The sequence below is a fragment of the Thermincola ferriacetica genome (genome assembly GCF_001263415.1).
In the GTDB taxonomy this organism is placed as follows: Bacteria; Bacillota; Thermincolia; order Thermincolales; family Thermincolaceae; genus Thermincola; species Thermincola ferriacetica.
Genome location: NZ_LGTE01000002.1, coordinates 83,949 through 101,073 on the forward strand (window position 1 = coordinate 83,949; position 17,125 = coordinate 101,073).

Here is a 17,125-nt window from a genome sequence, read left to right on the forward strand (position 1 = left end):
TTAGAACTTGCAACAAAACGTTTCCAAGCGCATAATTCAATAGTTTTTCAGGAAAAATATGGAGGTGGTTCAGACCTGGACAGCGGGAGCGTGATGATGTGGATGTTAAAGGTTATCGCAAATTAACCGGCATAGTTTTAGCATGTTTGATTGTTATTTTCAGTTGCACACCGCAAATGCGATATTTTTATAGCTTGCCGACTTACCAAAAAATAACCGTAGGCGACTATCTTGATTTAAGTTTTGAAAAAGCTCAAATTTCAAAAACCATCCAAAATACCTTGAAACTAAATATTGATGGAGAAAAACAAAATATATTGCGCGTTGATAAAAGCAAAATAAATGCATTAGTTGCCGCTAAACCGGGTGTCGCCAACCTGCAGTTAAAGTTATTTGGCCTCATACCGTTAAAAACCATGCAAGTGGAAGTTGTTCCTTCCGTGAAGCTAGTACCGGGAGGACATTCTGTAGGGGTGATGCTACATTCCGAAGGCGTATTGGTAGTTGGACAATCGATAGTTGAGGACGCAGAGGGAAATAAATCGAATCCGGCTAAGGAAGCCGGTATTGAAGTAGGAGATATTATTTTAAAAATAAACGACGAAACAGTGGTAAATGACGAGCAGGTGGCAAGGCTTGTAAACGATTACGGTAAAACCAAAAAGCCGCTAAAAGTATTGATTAAGCATAATAAGAGGATAGAAGTAAAATATGTAAAACCAGTGTTATGCAAAGAAACCTCTAGGTATAGAATTGGCCTCTACATTCGTGATACGGCGGCAGGTGTGGGGACAATAACTTTTTATGACCCCAAAACAGGCAGATATGGTGCTTTGGGTCATATTATAACCGATGTCGATACCAAGAAACCTATTGACATTGCCAACGGCAAGGTAGTCAGGGCTGGGATTCAGGGTATCCAACCGGGCAGATGCGGACAACCAGGCGAAAAAATTGGCATGTTTATTGAAGACAAAGATTTTGAGGGTAATATTAAAAAGAATTGCCGTTTTGGTATATTCGGCACATTAAAAAAACCTCTGCAAAATCCAATTTATCCGGAATTGCCTGTAGCTTACTCAGACCAGATAAACACAGGTCCCGCTGAAATATTAACTGTTCTCGACGGCGAAAAGATAAACAAGTATAAAATAGAAATAGAAAAAATATTGCCCGAACAACGAAGTTCCGGGAAGGGAATGGTTATCCATATAACCGACCCTAGGCTGCTCCGGAGAACCGGCGGTATAATTCAGGGTATGAGCGGTAGCCCGATTATCCAGAACGGCCGGCTAATAGGCGCCGTGACCCACGTTTTTATAAATGACCCAGCTAAAGGTTATGGATGCTTAATCGAATGGATGCTTGATGAATGTAATTCATTCAACCCCAAGATAGGATGGAGGGCTAAAAGCTCTCCATCTCTATGTTTTTTTAGTACCTGTTTGTTATAAAAAAATTAAAATATGAGGCGATTATTAGGTATCATTCCTAAAAAAAGGATATGAGAATCGACGGAAAGAGGACTATTTTGTCTATATTTGTTTTAAAAATATTGCCAATTTTTTTGTTATTTATGAAGGACTTCCAAAGTTTGGCGTCGAAGTGAATATAGCGAATTGAAAAAAGTACCAGGAGGGCGGGTAGTGAAATGGTTTTATTCAAAACGATTAACATCGTAATTGCAGATGATAACAGAGAGTTTTGTGAACTGCTGAAGGAGTTCATCTCTCAGGAAGAAGATTTTAACCTGGTAGGGGTAGCCAATAATGGCGTTGAAGCTGTGGAAATCATAACCCGGGAAAAACCTGATGTTGTTGTGCTGGATATTATCATGCCGCATTTGGACGGAATAGGAGTTTTGGAAAAGCTGGCCAGCTCCGGTATGTCGCCGAAACCCAAAGTTATTATGCTTACTGCTTTTGGCCAGGAAACAGTAACCCAAAGGGCTATAGAACTGGGAGCCGATTATTACATATTGAAACCCTTTGATTTCTCTGTTTTGGCTACCAGGATTCGTCAGTTGGCAGAAGGCGAAACGGTTCCTACATATACACCACCTGTTAAAACGAAAAACCTTGATGTGGCAGTGACAAACATCATTCATGAAATGGGTGTACCGGCCCATATTAAAGGCTACCAGTACCTGAGAGATGCAATATTGATGGTAGTTGAAGAGGTTAACTTGTTGGGAGCGGTAACTAAAGAGCTGTATCCGATGATAGCGCAGAAATACTCTACTACACCCAGCAGGGTGGAAAGGGCGATCCGCCACGCTATAGAATTGGCTTGGGACCGGGGGAACGTGGAAATGATGAATAGGTTCTTCGGGTACACAATCAACCTTGAACGCGGAAAACCCACAAATTCTGAATTTATAGCCATGGTAGCAGACAAGCTGCGTATTAGCAAAGTGAGTTAATGACTCGGGAACCTGACCGTAAAGGTCAGGTTTTTCCTTGATTACAATTAATTATCTCCGAAAATCTTGTTAAATCCGGTTATTTCTTTTTAAATTATGGCAAAACTAATTATAAATGTATAACTACATAATCATATTTAATAAGCGCTAAGACTTGCAGCCTATTGCTGACTTGCTAGCCGTCAATAAATGGTGTAAAATTAAACATTAGGAATTTAAAAGATGGAAATTTGCACGCAAAATTATAAACATCAGTTACCATATTAATTTGCGGGAGCTGAATATTATGTTGTCTGTCAAGGGCATAGCCCGTGTTGATAAAAAGACCAAGCATCTCGTGCAGAGACTTGAACCTGGCAACATTGCGATAATAAATCACCAGGACCTGGACGAAGTTTGTGCGGAAGCTTTGGCAAAAGCAAAAGTTAAAATGGTGGTTAATGCCGCCCAGTCAATCAGCGGCAAATACCCTAACCAAGGGCCGATGGTACTGGCGGAAGCAGGTATTTTAATTCTTGATAATGTCGGAGAAGAAGTGATGGCCCAGGTAGAAGAGGGAGCGGAGGTGGAAATTTCCGGCAACAGGATTAGGGCTGCCAACGGTTGGGTAGGCAGCGGGACCTTGCTGACTAAAGATGAAATTGCCCGGAAGATGGAAGAAACCAAAAAGAATTTAGGTTCTGTTTTAAGCGATTTTGTGCAAAATACTTTAGAATGGGCACAGCAGGAGCAGCAACTGGTCCTTGGTAAATTACCCATACCTGAGACAACAGTGGATTTTACCGGGCGTCATACTTTAATAGTGGTTAGAGGACAAAATTATAAGGAAGATCTTCTGGCGATAAAATCTTATATAGAAGAAGTCAGACCCGTTTTAATCGGGGTAGACGGCGGCGCTGACGCTCTACGTGAGTTTGGCTATTGTCCGGATATCATAATAGGTGATATGGACAGCATTAGCGACGATACATTACGATGCGGTGCCGAAATAATTGTCCATGCTTACCCTGATGGTAGAGCGCCTGGATTGGCCCGTGTACAGAAACTGGGGTTGGATGCGAAAACATTTCCGGCGCCCGGGACCAGCGAAGATATTGCTATGTTGCTGGCTTACGAGAAAGGAACGGAACTTATCGTTGCCGTGGGCACCCATTCTAACATGATTGATTTTTTGGAAAAAGGAAGAAAAGGGATGGCCAGTACCTTTTTGGTAAGATTAAAAGTAGGGTCTATTCTTGTTGATGCCCGCGGTGTAAACAAGCTTTACCGGCGCAGCATCAAGTTTAAGCATTTGGCTTTTATAGTGCTGGCGGCGCTGATTCCCTTTGCTGTTGTGGCTGTTATTTCGCCTACGACCAGCCAGTTTATTAGACTGGTATGGATTAAAATGAGATTGGTATTTGGGCTTTAGGAGGATTCCCGATGATTATAGATTTAAAGTATCATATAGCTTCGCTGGTAGCAGTATTTTTAGCCTTAGGCATAGGGATTTTGATAGGGAACAACTTTTCCGCTGTGGGTAACGAAATTATGGTACAGCAGCAGAAACAGATGATTGATAAATTGGAAAGGGATTTTGACCAGATTCGTGACGAGAATAAAAAAGTGCAACATCAGATTTCGGAATTTAAGAATGCCATCAACGTACATAAACAGTTTGAAAAGCAAATTGTGCCCCAGTTAGTTTATGGTAAACTGCAGGGATATAACATTGCCATCATTGAGACCAATAACTACGGTTTTCATGAAGACTGGATGAATACTTTAAAAGCGGCCGGCGCAAATATTACTTCAATCACCACGGTTCTTGGCGGTTTTGACCTTAGTGATTCTAAAATAAGGGAAAAGATTGCCACCAAGTTACTGCTTACTTCCAAGGAGGAGGATGACCTGACGAGGGCTATAGCTCAGGAAATCAACGTAGCTGTCATGACCGGCCAGAACCTGGAAAACCTGCAGTTTTTAGAGGGGCTTGGTTTTCTGAAGAAAGTCGGTAATTATGGCACTCCTGTTAACGCTGTCATAGTAGTTGGTGGCAGCCAGGACGAAAAAACCGTGAAGGTAAAAAACCTGGATATTCCCATAATGAAATATTTCTTGGACCACAATATTCCCGTATATGGAGTGGAACATACAGATGTGGAAATTTCATATATGAAGGAATACCAAAAGCTTAAAGTTGCCACTATTGACAATGTGGATATGGTTCCCGGGCAGGTAGCTCTAATCAGGGCTATATCAGGGTATCCCGGGGACTACGGGGTGAAGACAACAGCCAAGGAGTTATTACCGGCTTTACATTAGGAGTGATTTGATTGAGGAAAAAAGTTAGCGTATTAATTCCGGCTTATAATGAAGCAAAATACATCTTTCAAACAGTAGCGGCAGTTAAGAAAATACCGGAAGTGGACGAGGTTTTTGTTATTGATGATGCTTCGACTGATAATACCTCGGAGCTGGCCAAAAAAGCCGGCGCCGAGGTTTTGACCCTTCGAGAGAATCACGGTAAAGGGGGCGCCCTCAACAAAGGGATAGCTTTGGCCACAGGAGATGTAATTGCCCTAATTGACGGGGACGTTGGGGAAACAGCATCGGAAGTGCGCAAGCTCATCATGCCCGTAATTGAAGGAAAGGCCGATATGACTATTGCCAGGTTTCCCAAGGCCAAGAAAAAGGGCGGTTTTGGCCTGGTTAAAGGTTTGGCCCGAAATGGCATAAAATTATTGACGGGTTTGGAAATGGCAGCGCCTTTATCAGGACAACGGGCTATGACCCGTGAGGTTATCAGGGCAATTGGCCGCTTTTCTTCCGGATACGGGGTAGAAGTTGGTCTAACTATCGATATAGCCAGAAAGGGCTATAAAATTTTGGAAGTAGATGTAAATATGACTCATGCCGAAACAGGGCGAGATCTGCGCGGTTTTATGCACCGGGGGAAACAGTTTATGCATGTATCGAAAGTACTGGCCCGCCGGTTGATAATGAGGTGAAAAATGGTTATCTATGGCATAATTGTAATTAGTCTGGCTTATATGGTTACATATTCCACAGTTCCCGTAATCGGAAAAATGCTGGCCAAGGCCGATTTCGTCCGGCCCAATTTCCGGGGAGATATGATTCCGCTTGGAGTTGGTATCGTTTTTGCGCTGGCTCTATTAGTCACCGGTTCAGTCTGGATTTTATTGCAGCCGGACCAGGCCAGGAATACTCTACTTTTCTTATTCGCCGCTTTTAGTATGGCTTTGCTGGGATTGGTAGATGATGTTTTCGGATCACGGGAAGCTTCAGGGCTAAAAGGTCATTTGAAAAAACTGCTGGTCGAAGGGGAATTGACAACAGGGGCTCTTAAAGCTCTGGCCGGCGGCATGGTTTCTCTTTTGATCAGCCTAGCACTGATAAAAATTGAAAAGATACAGGACATCCTGCTGGTGCTGCTTAACACTTTCATAATTGCCCTTTCTGCCAATGCTATAAACCTGCTCGATTTGCGACCGGGCCGGGCTATTAAAGGGTACTTGCTATTGGCTGCCTTTTTGGTGGCTTTTGGCTATAACCAAGAGGAAGTTTGGTTGCTGGGCATTCTCACAGGTTCTGTTTTGGCTTACCTGCCCTTTGACCTGAAAGCACAAACCATGATGGGCGATACTGGTTCCAATGTATTGGGGATATCTGTGGGTCTCCTGGCGGTACTTGTTTTACCCCTTATTTCAAAGTTGGTATACTTTGGTTTGCTTGTATTGTTTCATTTATACACTGAGAAGTTTTCTCTCACCAGGACTATTGAAAACAACCGGGTTTTAAAGTTTATTGACATGATCGGCAGGGAAAAGTAGAGAATTTAGCAAGCTGAGAAAAACTTTCTCCGGCTGCGTTGTGCGTTTGCCGCAATCCTCAACGTACCTATGAGAACACCCTTTTTCAGGAGAGGTGTTTAACGGTCTAAAACTAATTGCCACTTAGTTTTGTTGGCAGTTTTGGCCTTGTTAAACACCTCTCTTATTTCTGCAAAAAATTGCAGGAGTAATTCCTGTTGACAGTGAATATGTATGCATAAGATTTCATAGTTTAAGGAGGTAGTTATGGGTCAAGACATTAGCAGGGCAGAGATGGAAGTCATTATGAATGTTACCCATGATGCCATGATTGGTATCGGGCTTGACGGCAAAATAAATATCTTTAACCGGGCTGCTGAAAAAATAACCGGTTTTAAGGCAGAGGAAGTTATCGGAAAAAATATCAAGGAGGTTATTCCCACAACGAAGTTATTTGAAGTAATGAGAACGGGTTGCGCGGAATTAAATCAAAGCCAGTTGCTGGGAAACACCAAAATAATCACCAACCGGGTACCGGTACGGGATGAGAATGGAATAATCATTGGTGCCGTGGCTGTATTTCGCGATGTTACCGAGATTACAGCTTTGTCGGAGCAGATTACCGATGTGATGGAAATGCGCAGTCTGCTGGAGGCTATCATAAATTCTACTCAGGATGCTATTTCAGTTTGTGATGAAAATGGCCTGAACATATTGGTGAACCCTGCTTATACCAGGATTACGGGGCTTAAACCGGAAGAGGTTTTGCATAAGCCTGCTACCATTGATATTGCGGAAGGAGAAAGTGTGCACATGCAGGTACTGAAGACCCGGAAGGCAGTAAGAGGAGTTCCGATGAAGGTAGGACGGTTCCGTCGTGAAGTGGTGGTAAATGTGGCCCCAATCCTGATCGGTGACAAATTGAAGGGCAGTGTGGGGATCATCCATGATATTTCCGAAATTAAGCGGTTATCCGATGAATTGGATAAAGTAAAAAGCCTGATCAGGCGCATGACTGCTAAATATACTTTTGACGATATCATTGGTTCCTGTGAGCTCATGGCTTCTGCCATTGACCAGGCCAAGCGGGCGGCAGAGACACCGGCAACAGTTCTGCTTCGGGGAGAAAGTGGCACGGGCAAGGAATTATTTGCCCATGCTATTCACAATGCCAGTGTACGGCGCCGCGGACCTTTTGTACGGGTTAACTGCGCAGCTATTGCTGAGCCAATACTGGAAAGTGAGCTGTTTGGGTATGTGGAAGGGGCATTTACAGGAGCCGTAAAAAGCGGTAAAAAAGGCTACTTTGAGGAAGCCGACGGGGGAACCATTTTCCTGGACGAAATAGGAGAAGTAAACCCCAGCGTTCAGGCAAAACTTTTACGGGTGCTGCAGGAGAAAGAGATTGTGCGGGTGGGCGGAACCAAACCTGTGCCTGTCGACGTGCGGGTAATTGCGGCGACGAATGCCAACCTTGAACAGCGGGTGAGTGAAGGGACTTTTAGGGAAGACTTGTACTACAGGCTGAATGTGGTGCCAATTTTTGTACCTCCCCTGCGGGCCAGGAAAGAGGATATTCCTTTGCTGATCGATCACTTATGCAGAAAATACAGTCTGGAATATGGACGGAAGGTTGCTGAGATAACGCCGGAAGCCCTTGATGTACTGATGCATTATGACTGGCCGGGAAACGTGCGGGAACTGGAAAATATCATCAGCCGGACCATCATAAATATGAAGTATAACGAGACAACAATTCTGCCGCACCATGTTCCGGCCCTGGGCAGGGCAGCAGGCCCCCAGTGGCAGGCGCAAAAAGCGGAACAAAGTATTCCGGTACCTGCCTTGGATGGGTCTCTTGAAGAGGTATTGGCTGCCGTCGAAAAAAAGGTTCTTCAGCAGGCGCTGGCAACAGCGGGTGGCAATAAAACGAAAGCCGCCAGAATGTTAGGTATTTCCAACAGGAGTTTGTATTACAAGCTGGAACGGCATGGTATATCTATGAAATAGAGTTCATACCACGAAAATTGTTGCGTGCAAATAATTTCGCATTCAATAAAAAAATTAGTCAGAAAACGTAAATAGACTGAAAATACGACAATTTTATAAAAATTTAAAGTTGGCATGGGAATTGCAATAAGAAATCTTCAAATAAACAAAATCGGGTTGAATAACAGGATGGTGAAGGATATGAAAGACTTTCAGGAATTGCTTGCTGAGGCCAGAAAATGCAGGCCTAAAAGGGCCGCCATAGCAGTGGCTCAGGATGGCGGGGTACTGGCGGCTGCCCGGGAATGTTACGAGATGGGCATTGCCGAATCGGTATTGGTGGGCGATGCGGCCGAAATATCAAGGATTGCCCGCGAAAGAAAAATCGATATAAGTAATTTTGAAGTTATTAATGAAGTCGAACCGGAAGATGCTGTGCGCAGGGCCGTTCAGTTGGTACGTGAAGATAAGGCTGATATTTTGGTAAAAGGTGCAATAAAGTCACCTGTGTATTTAAAAGGGATCCTGGATAAAGATACCGGCCTCAGGGTTGGCCGGGGACTAAGCCATGTGACGGTTTTTGAAGCAAAGGCATACAACCGCCTGATGTTGATGACGGATGCCGGCCTGAACATCATGCCCACCCTGGAGCAAAAAATTGTCATGGTGAAAAACGCCGTTTGCGTGGCTCGGTCTTTGAAAATTCCCCAGCCCAAAGTAGCCGTTATCTCGGGCCAAGAATTAGTTAATCCCGATATGCCCAGCACCATCGATGCGGCTATCCTTTCCAAAATGGCGGAAAGGGGTCAGATAAAAGATTGTATTATTGACGGACCTCTTTCTCTGGATTTGGCTTTATCAAAGGAAGCGGCGCTGGCTAAAGGCGTCGTCAGCCCAGTGGCCGGCCAGGCCGATATTCTGGTGCTGCCCAATATAGATGCCGCCAACGTATTATACAAATCCATCGGTTTCTTGGCGGGGGCCAATATCATAGGCCTTATAGTAGGGGCCAGAGTTCCTGCCACTTTACCTTCCCGCGCCGACTCGCATGAAACAAAAATGGCTTCCATAGCCATGGCTGTATTGTTTGCCAGCAAAGAGGAAGAAAAGTTACAACTGAGCCCGTCTGCGGCCCATGGGGAGACTATGAAAATAGCTGCCCGTTCTTAATGAAAAACAGACTAAAGTCCAATTTCAAATGATTTACGTACTTTGATTTCCCCCGAGTCCAAGTTACCTATAAAATTAACGGCTGTGAGTCGTTAAACAACTGCCCGAACAGGTGACTTGGACCTTTTAATTTCAAGCATGGAGATTCTCCCTTGACAAAATGTTTTTTTCCGAACGGACTTGCCTTTAACAAAGACAATTTTTTAAAAATTCACAAGTTTAAAAGGAAAATTGAGATATCTGTCGAATAAACATACCAATTTTTAATGTATAGCACTTTCCCAAATGTAGTCAAGATATATTTTTCCAAAGTATAGAAAGGATGGTTTCAATGTCAGAGCAATTAAAGCAAATTGCTGCACGCATAAGAGAGCTCAGGGAAATTTCCGGCATTTCTTTGGAAACCCTGGCTCAGGAATTCGGCGTTTCAAAAGAAACTTACCAGGAATACGAAAGCGGCGAGGTTGACATTCCCGTGAGTTTCCTTTATGAAGTTGCCAACAAATTCAATGTGGAGCTAACGGAGATCCTGACGGGTGAAAGCCCCAGGCTGCATATCTATTCAGTGGTAAGAAAAGGCAAAGGCGTAAGCGTTGACAGGAGGAAAGAGTATAAGTACCAAAACCTGGCTTTTAATTTTGTGCACAAAAAGGCCGAGCCTTTCCTGGTTACTGTTGAACCAGACCTCGTTGACGGGCCTGTCAGCTATAATTTCCATCCCGGTCAGGAATTCAACTATGTGCTTGAGGGCACCCTCAAAGTAATTATTGACGGGCATGAGGTCATACTCAATGAAGGAGATTCATTATTTTTTGATTCGGGCTATAAACATGGCATGAAGGCAATGAACAACAAGCCGGCTAAGTTCTTGGCCATTATTTTATAAAAATTTGAACTGAACAAGTGACGGAGGTAGGACGGATGCTGGAAAAATTCATTTCAAGGGAGAATTTTGATTCGTACGAGGATTTTGTTGAAAATTTCAAGATTAATATACCCGGTAATTTTAACTTTGCTTATGACGTGGTAGACTTTATGGCTCAAGAAAACCCAGACAGGGTGGCTATGGTCTGGTGCGATGATAAGGGCGAAGAAGCCGTTTTTACTTTTGCCCAGATGAAGCGTTATAGCAATAAAGCGGCCAACTTTTTTAAATCGCTGGGCATTAAAAAAGGGGACCCGGTAATGCTTATTTTAAAAAGGCGTTACGAATTCTGGTTCTGCTTGCTGGCGTTGCATAAAATCGGGGCAATATGTATCCCCGCAACTAACTTGCTGACCACAAAAGATTTAGTTTACAGAAACAATGCTGCCGACATAAAAATGGTAGTAGCCGTAGCCGATGAAGAAGTTTTAACACATGTGGATGAAGCGGAGAAAAAATCCCCAACGCTTGTACTCAAAGCTGCCGTAGGCGGTCAGCGTGACGGCTGGATCGACTTTAACAGTGAACTGGAAAAGGCCTCGGAAATTTTTGAAAGGCCTGTTGGAGCAGAAGCTCCTCAAAATGAGGATATTATGCTCTTATACTTTACTTCCGGCACTACGGGAATGCCGAAGATGGTGCAGCATAATTTTACATACCCCCTGGGCCATATCCTGACAGCCAAGTACTGGCAACAGGTTAAGGAGGGCGGGCTACACCTGACTGTCGCGGAAACGGGGTGGGCCAAAGCTGTATGGGGTAAAATATATGGCCAGTGGATTTGTGGCAGTGCAGTGTTTGTTTATGACTTTGACAAATTTATTCCGAAAAATCTTCTAAAGGCAATAGAAAAATACGGCGTTACCACATTTTGCGCTCCCCCGACAATCTACCGGTTCTTTATCAAAGAAGACTTAAGCCAGTTTGACCTTAGCAAGCTGGAACATTGTTCTATCGCCGGTGAACCTTTAAATCCCGAAGTATACGAGCAATGGCTAAAAGCAACAGGTATTAAACTTATGGAGGGTTATGGTCAGACCGAATTAACGGTAACAATTGCCACTTTTCCCTGGTTAAAACCGAAGCCGGGTTCCATGGGTAAACCGGCCCCGGGTTATGATGTGGATTTAATTGATGAGAACGGAAATTCTTGCGATGTGGGGGAAGAAGGTCAGATTGTTATCCGCACCAAAGGAGGAAAACCCTTTGGTATGTTCGACGGCTATTACCGGGATGCGGAATTAACCAAAAAGGTGTGGCACGATGATATCTATTATACCGGGGATATGGCATGGCGCGATGAGGACGGTTACTACTGGTTTGTGGGTAGGGCCGATGATGTGATTAAGAGTTCAGGGTACCGGATCGGGCCCTTTGAAGTTGAAAGTGCGCTTCTGGAGCACCCGGCTGTTCTTGAATGTGCGATAACGGGTGTCCCTGACCCTGTCAGAGGTCAAGTAGTTAAGGCTACTGTGGTTTTGACCCCAAATTACACCCCCAGCGATGACCTGGTCAAGGAACTGCAGGAACATGTGAAAAAAGTGACTGCGCCATATAAGTATCCACGGATTATAGAATTTGTGGATGAACTGCCCAAAACCATCAGCGGCAAAATACGTAGGGTAGAAATAAGGGAGCAAGATAAGAACAAGCAGTAGTATGAAAGGCGGCATTAGTGTGGGCGCCCATTATAAAGGCAAAATCACACGACAATAAAAATTTTCGCCAAAATATGAGGTACAGAGATGGCAATTGATTACGCACAGAAAAGAATTACCATATTCACCGGCCATTATGGCAGCGGAAAAACAGAAATATCGATTAACTATGCTTTGCGGGCCAAAGATATATGCGCGGAAACGACTTTAGTTGACCTGGATTTTGTGAATCCATACTTCCGGTCCAGGGAAGCGAAAAATTTCCTGGACAAGGCAGGCATCACAGTCCTTGCTTCTGTTGAAGACTGTTTTGATACTGATTTGCCTGCTTTTTCACCACGTATTAACGGTGTGCTAAAGAATCATGCCGCCAGGGTCATCATTGACCTTGGTGGCGATGAAATCGGGGCCAGGGCTGCCGGAAGGTTCCGCAATCATATTTCTGACGACGCATACGAAATGTTTTTTGTTATCAATCCCTTCCGGCCTTTTACCACCGGAGTAACGGAAGTCCGGCCGATTCTGGAAAGGATAGAAGCAGCCAGCCGGTTAAAAGTTACGGCCCTGGTAAGCAACCCTAATTTGCTGAGTGAAACTACGCTTGCTGATATTATCGCCGGACACAACAAAGTGCTGGAAATGGCCCGGTCTTTGGAACTGCCTGTGAAATTCCTTGCTGTCGAAAAGAAATTTACTTACTGCTCCGCATTAAAAGCCATATCGCAGCCTGTTTTAGAGATTGACAGGTCGATGTTAGCCCCCTGGGAGTAACTTGTTAATTTCAGGGGATGATTTTTCAGTATTATGGTAGTATAATTAAAAGAAACCCATGGGGCTTTCTTTTTTTACGTTAAAAAAATATAATTTTCGCTATAGAATTTGGCACAAAGGAGGAGTAGAGATGGCAAAAGGACGAGCTATTATTCACGAGGAACGCTGCAAGGGCTGCGAACTTTGTACCACCGCGTGTCCACAGGGCTTGATAGAAATGGCCAAACATTTAAACGCCGCCGGCTATCACCCGGCAGTAGTTACTGACCAGTCCAAGTGCAAGGGCTGCGCCCTGTGTGCAGTGATGTGTCCCGATGTGGCAATTGAAGTGGAGAAGGAGGAGAATTAAGTTGGGCAAGGTATTGATGAAAGGCAATGAGGCTGTAGCAGAAGCAGCCATATTAGGTGGCTGTAAATTCTTTTTCGGTTACCCCATTACACCGCAGAATGAAATCCCTGAATACATGGCCAAGAGATTACCTCAAGTCGGGGGTACATTTATACAGGCCGAAAGCGAAACGTCAGCAATTAATATGGTTTATGGAGCAGCCGGTGCCGGAGCAAGGGTGATGACATCGTCATCCAGCCCGGGCATAAGCCTGAAACAGGAAGGTATTTCTTATATTGCCGGGGCTGAACTGCCCTGTGTTATCGTGAACATGGTCAGGGGCGGCCCGGGTTTAGGGAATATTGCCCCCGCTCAATCGGATTATTTCCAGGCCACCAAGGGCGGCGGTCATGGCGATTACCGGCTGGTTGTCTACGGACCGGCTTCTGTCCAGGAATTAGTGGACCTGACTATTGAAGCCTTTGACGTGGCAGACCGGTACAGGAATCCGGTGATGATACTGGGTGATGGTATTTTAGGCCAGATGATGGAACCTGTCGAGTTCAAAGTGCAGGAAGCTAAGCAGGGTCCGGACAAACCCTGGGCCACTACGGGAGCGAAAGGCAGAGAAAGAAACATTATCAATTCTCTGTACATTGTTCCCGAAGACCTGGCCAGGCATTGCGCAAAGCTGCAGGCCAAGTATGATGAAATTGCCGCCAAGGAAAAGCGCTGTGAAGAATATTTCACCGCCGATGCGGAAATAGTCCTGGCAGCTTATGGGACGACGGCCCGAATTTGCAAAGCCGTTGTTGACCAGGCCCGGCAGGAGGGTATTAAAGCCGGCTTAATCAGGCCGATAACCTTATGGCCTTTCCCCGATGAACCGTTCAGCAGGGTGGCTGAACATGCCGATGCTTTTATGGCGGTAGAAATGAGCACCGGGCAGATGGTCGAAGACGTCCGCCTGGCCGTTAACGGTAAAAAACCTGTATATTTCTTTGGCCGGACCGGTGGGATAGTACCGACTAAAGCGGAGATTTTTGCGGAAATGAAAAAGATACTGGAAGGGGGTAACCGGTAATGAAGAAGGTTTTCACCAGGCCTAAAGCCCTGACAGATAAACAAATGCATTATTGCCCCGGGTGTACCCATGGTGTGGTTCACAGGCTGGCGGCAGAAGTGATTGATGAACTTGGCATCCAAGAGAAAACCATAGGTATTGCTCCTGTCGGATGTGCTGTTTTTGCTTACGAATACTGGGATATTGATTGCCAACAGGCTTCCCACGGGAGGGCTCCTGCCGTAGCCACCGGTATTAAGCGTGTTCATCCCGACAGTGTAGTTTTCACCTACCAGGGGGACGGCGACCTGGCAGCGATAGGAACGGCAGAGATCGTACATGCCGCTGCCAGGGGAGAAAAAATTACGGTTCTGTTTATCAACAATACTATTTACGGCATGACGGGCGGTCAATTGGCGCCTACGACCCTGATCGGACAGAAATCCACCACCACTCCTTACGGCCGGGACAAGGATGTGAACGGCTATCCCGTGCGGATGACAGAAATGCTGTCCGTGTTGGACGGAGTTGCTTATGCTGTCAGGGTTTCCGTGCATAACCCGGCCAATATTCTCAAAGCAAAAAAGGCTATTAAAAAGGCCTTTGAAGTACAGATGAACAATGAGGGTTTTGCGATTGTGGAAATTTTGTCAACCTGCCCGACCAACTGGGGTTTGCCGCCTGTAGAAGCGGTGAAATGGCTGGAAGAAAACATGCTGCCTTACTACCCCTTAGGTGAATATAAGGTTTCCGGGGAGGTGGCCAAGTAATGCTGGAGGAATTGATAATTGCCGGATTTGGCGGCCAGGGTGTTATGTCCATGGGGCAGTTGCTGACCTATGCCGGAATGATCGAGGACAAGCATGTGGCTTATATTCCCTCCTATGGGCCGGAAATGCGCGGTGGTACCGCCAACTGCTCTGTGACTATTTCTGACAGAGAAATCAGTTCACCTGTTTTCACCGAGCCTTCATCGGTCATTATTATGAACCAGCCGTCATTGGCTAAGTTTGAACCGATGCTGAAACCGGGCGGCTTGATGCTTATAAACAGTTCTCTGGTTTCCCAAAAAGCAATCCGCCAGGACATCAGGGTTCTCGAGATCCCCGGCAACGAAATGGCCGAAAAACTGGGTAACGGCAAGGTGGCCAATATAGTGCTGCTGGGAGCATATATAGAAATGACCAAAGTGGTGACCATTGATTCGATCATAGAATCTCTGAAAAAAGTTCTTCCTGAGCGCAGGCATAACTTGATTCCTCTGAACAGGCAGGCTCTGGAGCTTGGGGCGGAGATAGTTCGGAAAACAACAGAATAGGGGATAAGTTGCTTAGCCAGGAGGTAAGTTCATCAAATGTGTTGGGGAAACACATCTGATGGCGAGGAGATGGTCATCGCCCAAAAGCGTCAACCGCTACAATCACTTGCCGCGCTTACGTTTGACTAATATCCGCCTAGTAACTGTATCAATATAAATGCTAACATAAAATTTAACATTTTTACTAAGGTTCACATTAAGATAACTCATATTTCTTAAAAATATTAGGCGGAAAAAACTTTATAATTGTATTTCTTAATCAAACCCCAGCCGTTCGGCTGCCATAGGCTCAAAAAAATTCCTACCAGGTTGTATTTCAAACCGGGTGGGAATTTTTTTGCTCCGGGGGTTGACCTGGCCAGAGATGCGTAGCCTATGTTCGTTTGCATATTACTAGGGGTAATACAAGCGAAGCTGTCATGGCCCGCAAACATTTTTATTGATATGTAGGAACCTAAATCAATATAATAAAAGGGAGGTAGGAAAAAGTGAAAGTAACAAGCAAAAAGGTCTGTTCTTTGTTTCTCGTGGTCAGCCTGTTAACTCTCGTTTTTGGCGTTAATGCTTATGCTTACAATGGATTTGCAGCAAAGACATACGCAGATAAGTATTGGAAAAACTATAATACTGCAGGGTATACTTTGGGATTCCTGGTCTTATAGTTGGGTAAATGCCAGTATTTTTGCGAACTACTTAAAAGAAAATCCTGCTGCAACTTTAATCGCAAGATATAGTGCTAGAACTGATGATAGTTATCCAACTCCGCCAAATAACGTATCAACCACTGCTGTAGGTGATGTTCTGATGTATGATTTGGATAGCAACGGTAAAAGTGACCATGCTGCTATTTTGGTAAGTACATATGGAAAAGATGAGAGCACTGCCCCCAGCAATGGACAGTATGGAGACTTACAGGATCAACATACTAAAGATTATTATCATGTAATATGGAATCTTAATTATTATAGCGATTACAAGACTATGACGATTACGGTTCTGAGGCCTAATTAGATTAGAAAGGAGGAGATTAAATGAATTCAAACACTTTCAATAAAAAAGGTTTGCTAATAAGCATTGCAATTGTCACCATTGCAGGATTAATGATTTGGGCCAGTCTTGGTTTTGTTGATAAAGATGAAGCAAAGGATATTGCTGAGATTGAAAAGGTAATAACCAAAGGTGTGCATACATTTAATAGTCTAGATATTGCTCCTGCCCCTTACAACTCAGTCTTCGACAAAGTACCCGATGATGTGAAGAATAAGATGAACGATAAGTTTGTTGCCGAATTGTCAAAATATTATAGCGGCCCTCTTTTAAATGACCGTATTGCTCAACTGAAAGGAGCAATTCCGTATCAAGAGTTAAATGAATTTCGGGTCAAAGATGGCGGAGTAAGGAAGATTGAAAATTTTACAGCGAATATAAACGGAGACAAAGCAACTGCAGAAGCTGATATAAGAAAATTTATGAAAAGTGTCAGAAAAAATGGTGACGGTGACAAAACCTGGGAAGGCGTTGCACATTATAAATTTACTCTTGATAAAATTGACGGCAAATGGAAAATTACTGGTGAAGAGTGGAATTACTTGCCTGGCCAGGGTCCCTAATATTGAACAATAAGTCCTCTACAAAAAGTAGAGGGCTTATTTAATATAAAAATTGTATT

Annotated in this window: 17 protein-coding genes; all 17 read left to right on the forward strand. The window is 44.3% G+C overall.

Annotated elements, in window-relative coordinates:
- Positions 1-98 precede the first annotated feature (98 nt).
- The 17 genes from spoIVB (at position 99) to Tfer_RS02120 (ending at position 17,066) form a co-directional block, all read left to right on the forward strand.
- The gene (spoIVB, locus tag Tfer_RS02040) at positions 99-1,454 is read left to right on the forward strand and encodes a SpoIVB peptidase (protein ID WP_052216663.1); all 1,356 of its coding nucleotides are present in this window, start codon (positions 99-101) and stop codon (positions 1,452-1,454) included.
- 197 nt (positions 1,455-1,651) lie between these two features.
- Positions 1,652-2,422 (forward strand): sporulation transcription factor Spo0A, encoded by a 771-nt coding sequence (spo0A, locus tag Tfer_RS02045; RefSeq protein ID WP_052216664.1) that lies wholly within the window; start codon positions 1,652-1,654, stop codon positions 2,420-2,422.
- A gap of 289 nt (positions 2,423-2,711) precedes the next feature.
- Positions 2,712-3,833 carry a putative cytokinetic ring protein SteA gene (gene steA / locus Tfer_RS02050; protein WP_052216826.1) on the forward strand — a complete coding sequence of 374 codons (1,122 nt, stop codon included), beginning with the start codon at positions 2,712-2,714 and terminating at the stop codon, positions 3,831-3,833.
- Between the two features lie 11 nt (positions 3,834-3,844).
- On the forward strand, positions 3,845-4,726 hold the full coding sequence (locus Tfer_RS02055; protein WP_052216665.1) for a copper transporter: 882 nt from the start codon (positions 3,845-3,847) through the stop codon (positions 4,724-4,726).
- Between the two features lie 11 nt (positions 4,727-4,737).
- Positions 4,738-5,412 carry a glycosyltransferase family 2 protein gene (locus Tfer_RS02060; protein ID WP_052216666.1) on the forward strand — a complete coding sequence of 225 codons (675 nt, stop codon included), beginning with the start codon at positions 4,738-4,740 and terminating at the stop codon, positions 5,410-5,412.
- 3 nt (positions 5,413-5,415) lie between these two features.
- The gene (locus Tfer_RS02065) at positions 5,416-6,255 is read left to right on the forward strand and encodes an MraY family glycosyltransferase (RefSeq protein ID WP_052216667.1); all 840 of its coding nucleotides are present in this window, start codon (positions 5,416-5,418) and stop codon (positions 6,253-6,255) included.
- Positions 6,256-6,501: 246 nt separating this feature from the next.
- Entirely contained in the window at positions 6,502-8,244 is a 1,743-nt protein-coding gene (locus tag Tfer_RS02070; protein ID WP_052216668.1) for a sigma-54 interaction domain-containing protein, read from the forward strand.
- 114 nt (positions 8,245-8,358) lie between these two features.
- Positions 8,359-9,393: a bifunctional enoyl-CoA hydratase/phosphate acetyltransferase gene (locus tag Tfer_RS02075; protein WP_282432038.1), complete on the forward strand. Its 1,035-nt coding sequence runs from the start codon at positions 8,359-8,361 to the stop codon at positions 9,391-9,393.
- Positions 9,394-9,724: 331 nt separating this feature from the next.
- Positions 9,725-10,279, forward strand: a complete 555-nt coding sequence (locus Tfer_RS02080; protein ID WP_052216670.1) for a helix-turn-helix domain-containing protein — start codon at positions 9,725-9,727, stop codon at positions 10,277-10,279.
- A gap of 35 nt (positions 10,280-10,314) precedes the next feature.
- Positions 10,315-11,976: an AMP-binding protein gene (locus Tfer_RS02085; protein ID WP_052216671.1), complete on the forward strand. Its 1,662-nt coding sequence runs from the start codon at positions 10,315-10,317 to the stop codon at positions 11,974-11,976.
- A gap of 87 nt (positions 11,977-12,063) precedes the next feature.
- Entirely contained in the window at positions 12,064-12,747 is a 684-nt protein-coding gene (locus Tfer_RS02090) for a CpaE/TadZ family protein (RefSeq protein WP_083436720.1), read from the forward strand.
- Positions 12,748-12,877: 130 nt separating this feature from the next.
- Positions 12,878-13,096 carry a 4Fe-4S binding protein gene (locus Tfer_RS02095; protein WP_013120542.1) on the forward strand — a complete coding sequence of 73 codons (219 nt, stop codon included), beginning with the start codon at positions 12,878-12,880 and terminating at the stop codon, positions 13,094-13,096.
- A gap of 1 nt (position 13,097) precedes the next feature.
- A complete protein-coding gene (locus tag Tfer_RS02100; protein WP_052216672.1) occupies positions 13,098-14,159 on the forward strand; it encodes a 3-methyl-2-oxobutanoate dehydrogenase subunit VorB in 1,062 nt (353 codons plus the stop codon).
- Positions 14,159-14,908, forward strand: a complete 750-nt coding sequence (locus Tfer_RS02105) for a thiamine pyrophosphate-dependent enzyme (RefSeq protein WP_052216673.1) — start codon at positions 14,159-14,161, stop codon at positions 14,906-14,908. Before Tfer_RS02100 ends, Tfer_RS02105 begins: the two co-directional genes overlap by 1 nt.
- Positions 14,908-15,456, forward strand: coding sequence for a 2-oxoacid:ferredoxin oxidoreductase subunit gamma family protein (locus Tfer_RS02110; RefSeq protein ID WP_052216674.1), 549 nt, complete (start codon positions 14,908-14,910; stop codon positions 15,454-15,456). The genes Tfer_RS02105 and Tfer_RS02110 overlap by 1 nt, the downstream gene beginning before the upstream one ends.
- A 567-nt stretch (positions 15,457-16,023) precedes the next feature.
- Complete coding sequence (locus Tfer_RS15815) at positions 16,024-16,467, forward strand: amidase domain-containing protein (RefSeq protein ID WP_160315513.1); 444 nt, start codon at positions 16,024-16,026, stop codon at positions 16,465-16,467.
- Between the two features lie 20 nt (positions 16,468-16,487).
- Positions 16,488-17,066 (forward strand): nuclear transport factor 2 family protein, encoded by a 579-nt coding sequence (locus Tfer_RS02120; RefSeq protein WP_052216676.1) that lies wholly within the window; start codon positions 16,488-16,490, stop codon positions 17,064-17,066.
- Positions 17,067-17,125 lie beyond the last annotated feature (59 nt).

Excerpts from the sequence above, each read along its gene's own strand:
- spo0A (WP_052216664.1), top strand. The coding sequence starts at position 1,652 with ATGGTTTTATTCAAAACGATTAACATCGTAATTGCAGATGATAACAGA.
- Tfer_RS02055 (WP_052216665.1), top strand. The coding sequence starts at position 3,845 with ATGATTATAGATTTAAAGTATCATATAGCTTCGCTGGTAGCAGTATTT.
- Tfer_RS02065 (WP_052216667.1), top strand. The coding sequence starts at position 5,416 with ATGGTTATCTATGGCATAATTGTAATTAGTCTGGCTTATATGGTTACA.
- Tfer_RS02070 (WP_052216668.1), top strand. The coding sequence starts at position 6,502 with ATGGGTCAAGACATTAGCAGGGCAGAGATGGAAGTCATTATGAATGTT.
- Tfer_RS02075 (WP_282432038.1), top strand. The coding sequence starts at position 8,359 with ATGGGAATTGCAATAAGAAATCTTCAAATAAACAAAATCGGGTTGAAT.
- Tfer_RS02080 (WP_052216670.1), top strand. The coding sequence starts at position 9,725 with ATGTCAGAGCAATTAAAGCAAATTGCTGCACGCATAAGAGAGCTCAGG.
- Tfer_RS02085 (WP_052216671.1), top strand. The coding sequence starts at position 10,315 with ATGCTGGAAAAATTCATTTCAAGGGAGAATTTTGATTCGTACGAGGAT.
- Tfer_RS02090 (WP_083436720.1), top strand. The coding sequence starts at position 12,064 with ATGGCAATTGATTACGCACAGAAAAGAATTACCATATTCACCGGCCAT.
- Tfer_RS02095 (WP_013120542.1), top strand. The coding sequence starts at position 12,878 with ATGGCAAAAGGACGAGCTATTATTCACGAGGAACGCTGCAAGGGCTGC.
- Tfer_RS02105 (WP_052216673.1), top strand. The coding sequence starts at position 14,159 with ATGAAGAAGGTTTTCACCAGGCCTAAAGCCCTGACAGATAAACAAATG.
- Tfer_RS02110 (WP_052216674.1), top strand. The coding sequence starts at position 14,908 with ATGCTGGAGGAATTGATAATTGCCGGATTTGGCGGCCAGGGTGTTATG.
- Tfer_RS15815 (WP_160315513.1), top strand. The coding sequence starts at position 16,024 with ATGCTTACAATGGATTTGCAGCAAAGACATACGCAGATAAGTATTGGA.
- Tfer_RS02120 (WP_052216676.1), top strand. The coding sequence starts at position 16,488 with ATGAATTCAAACACTTTCAATAAAAAAGGTTTGCTAATAAGCATTGCA.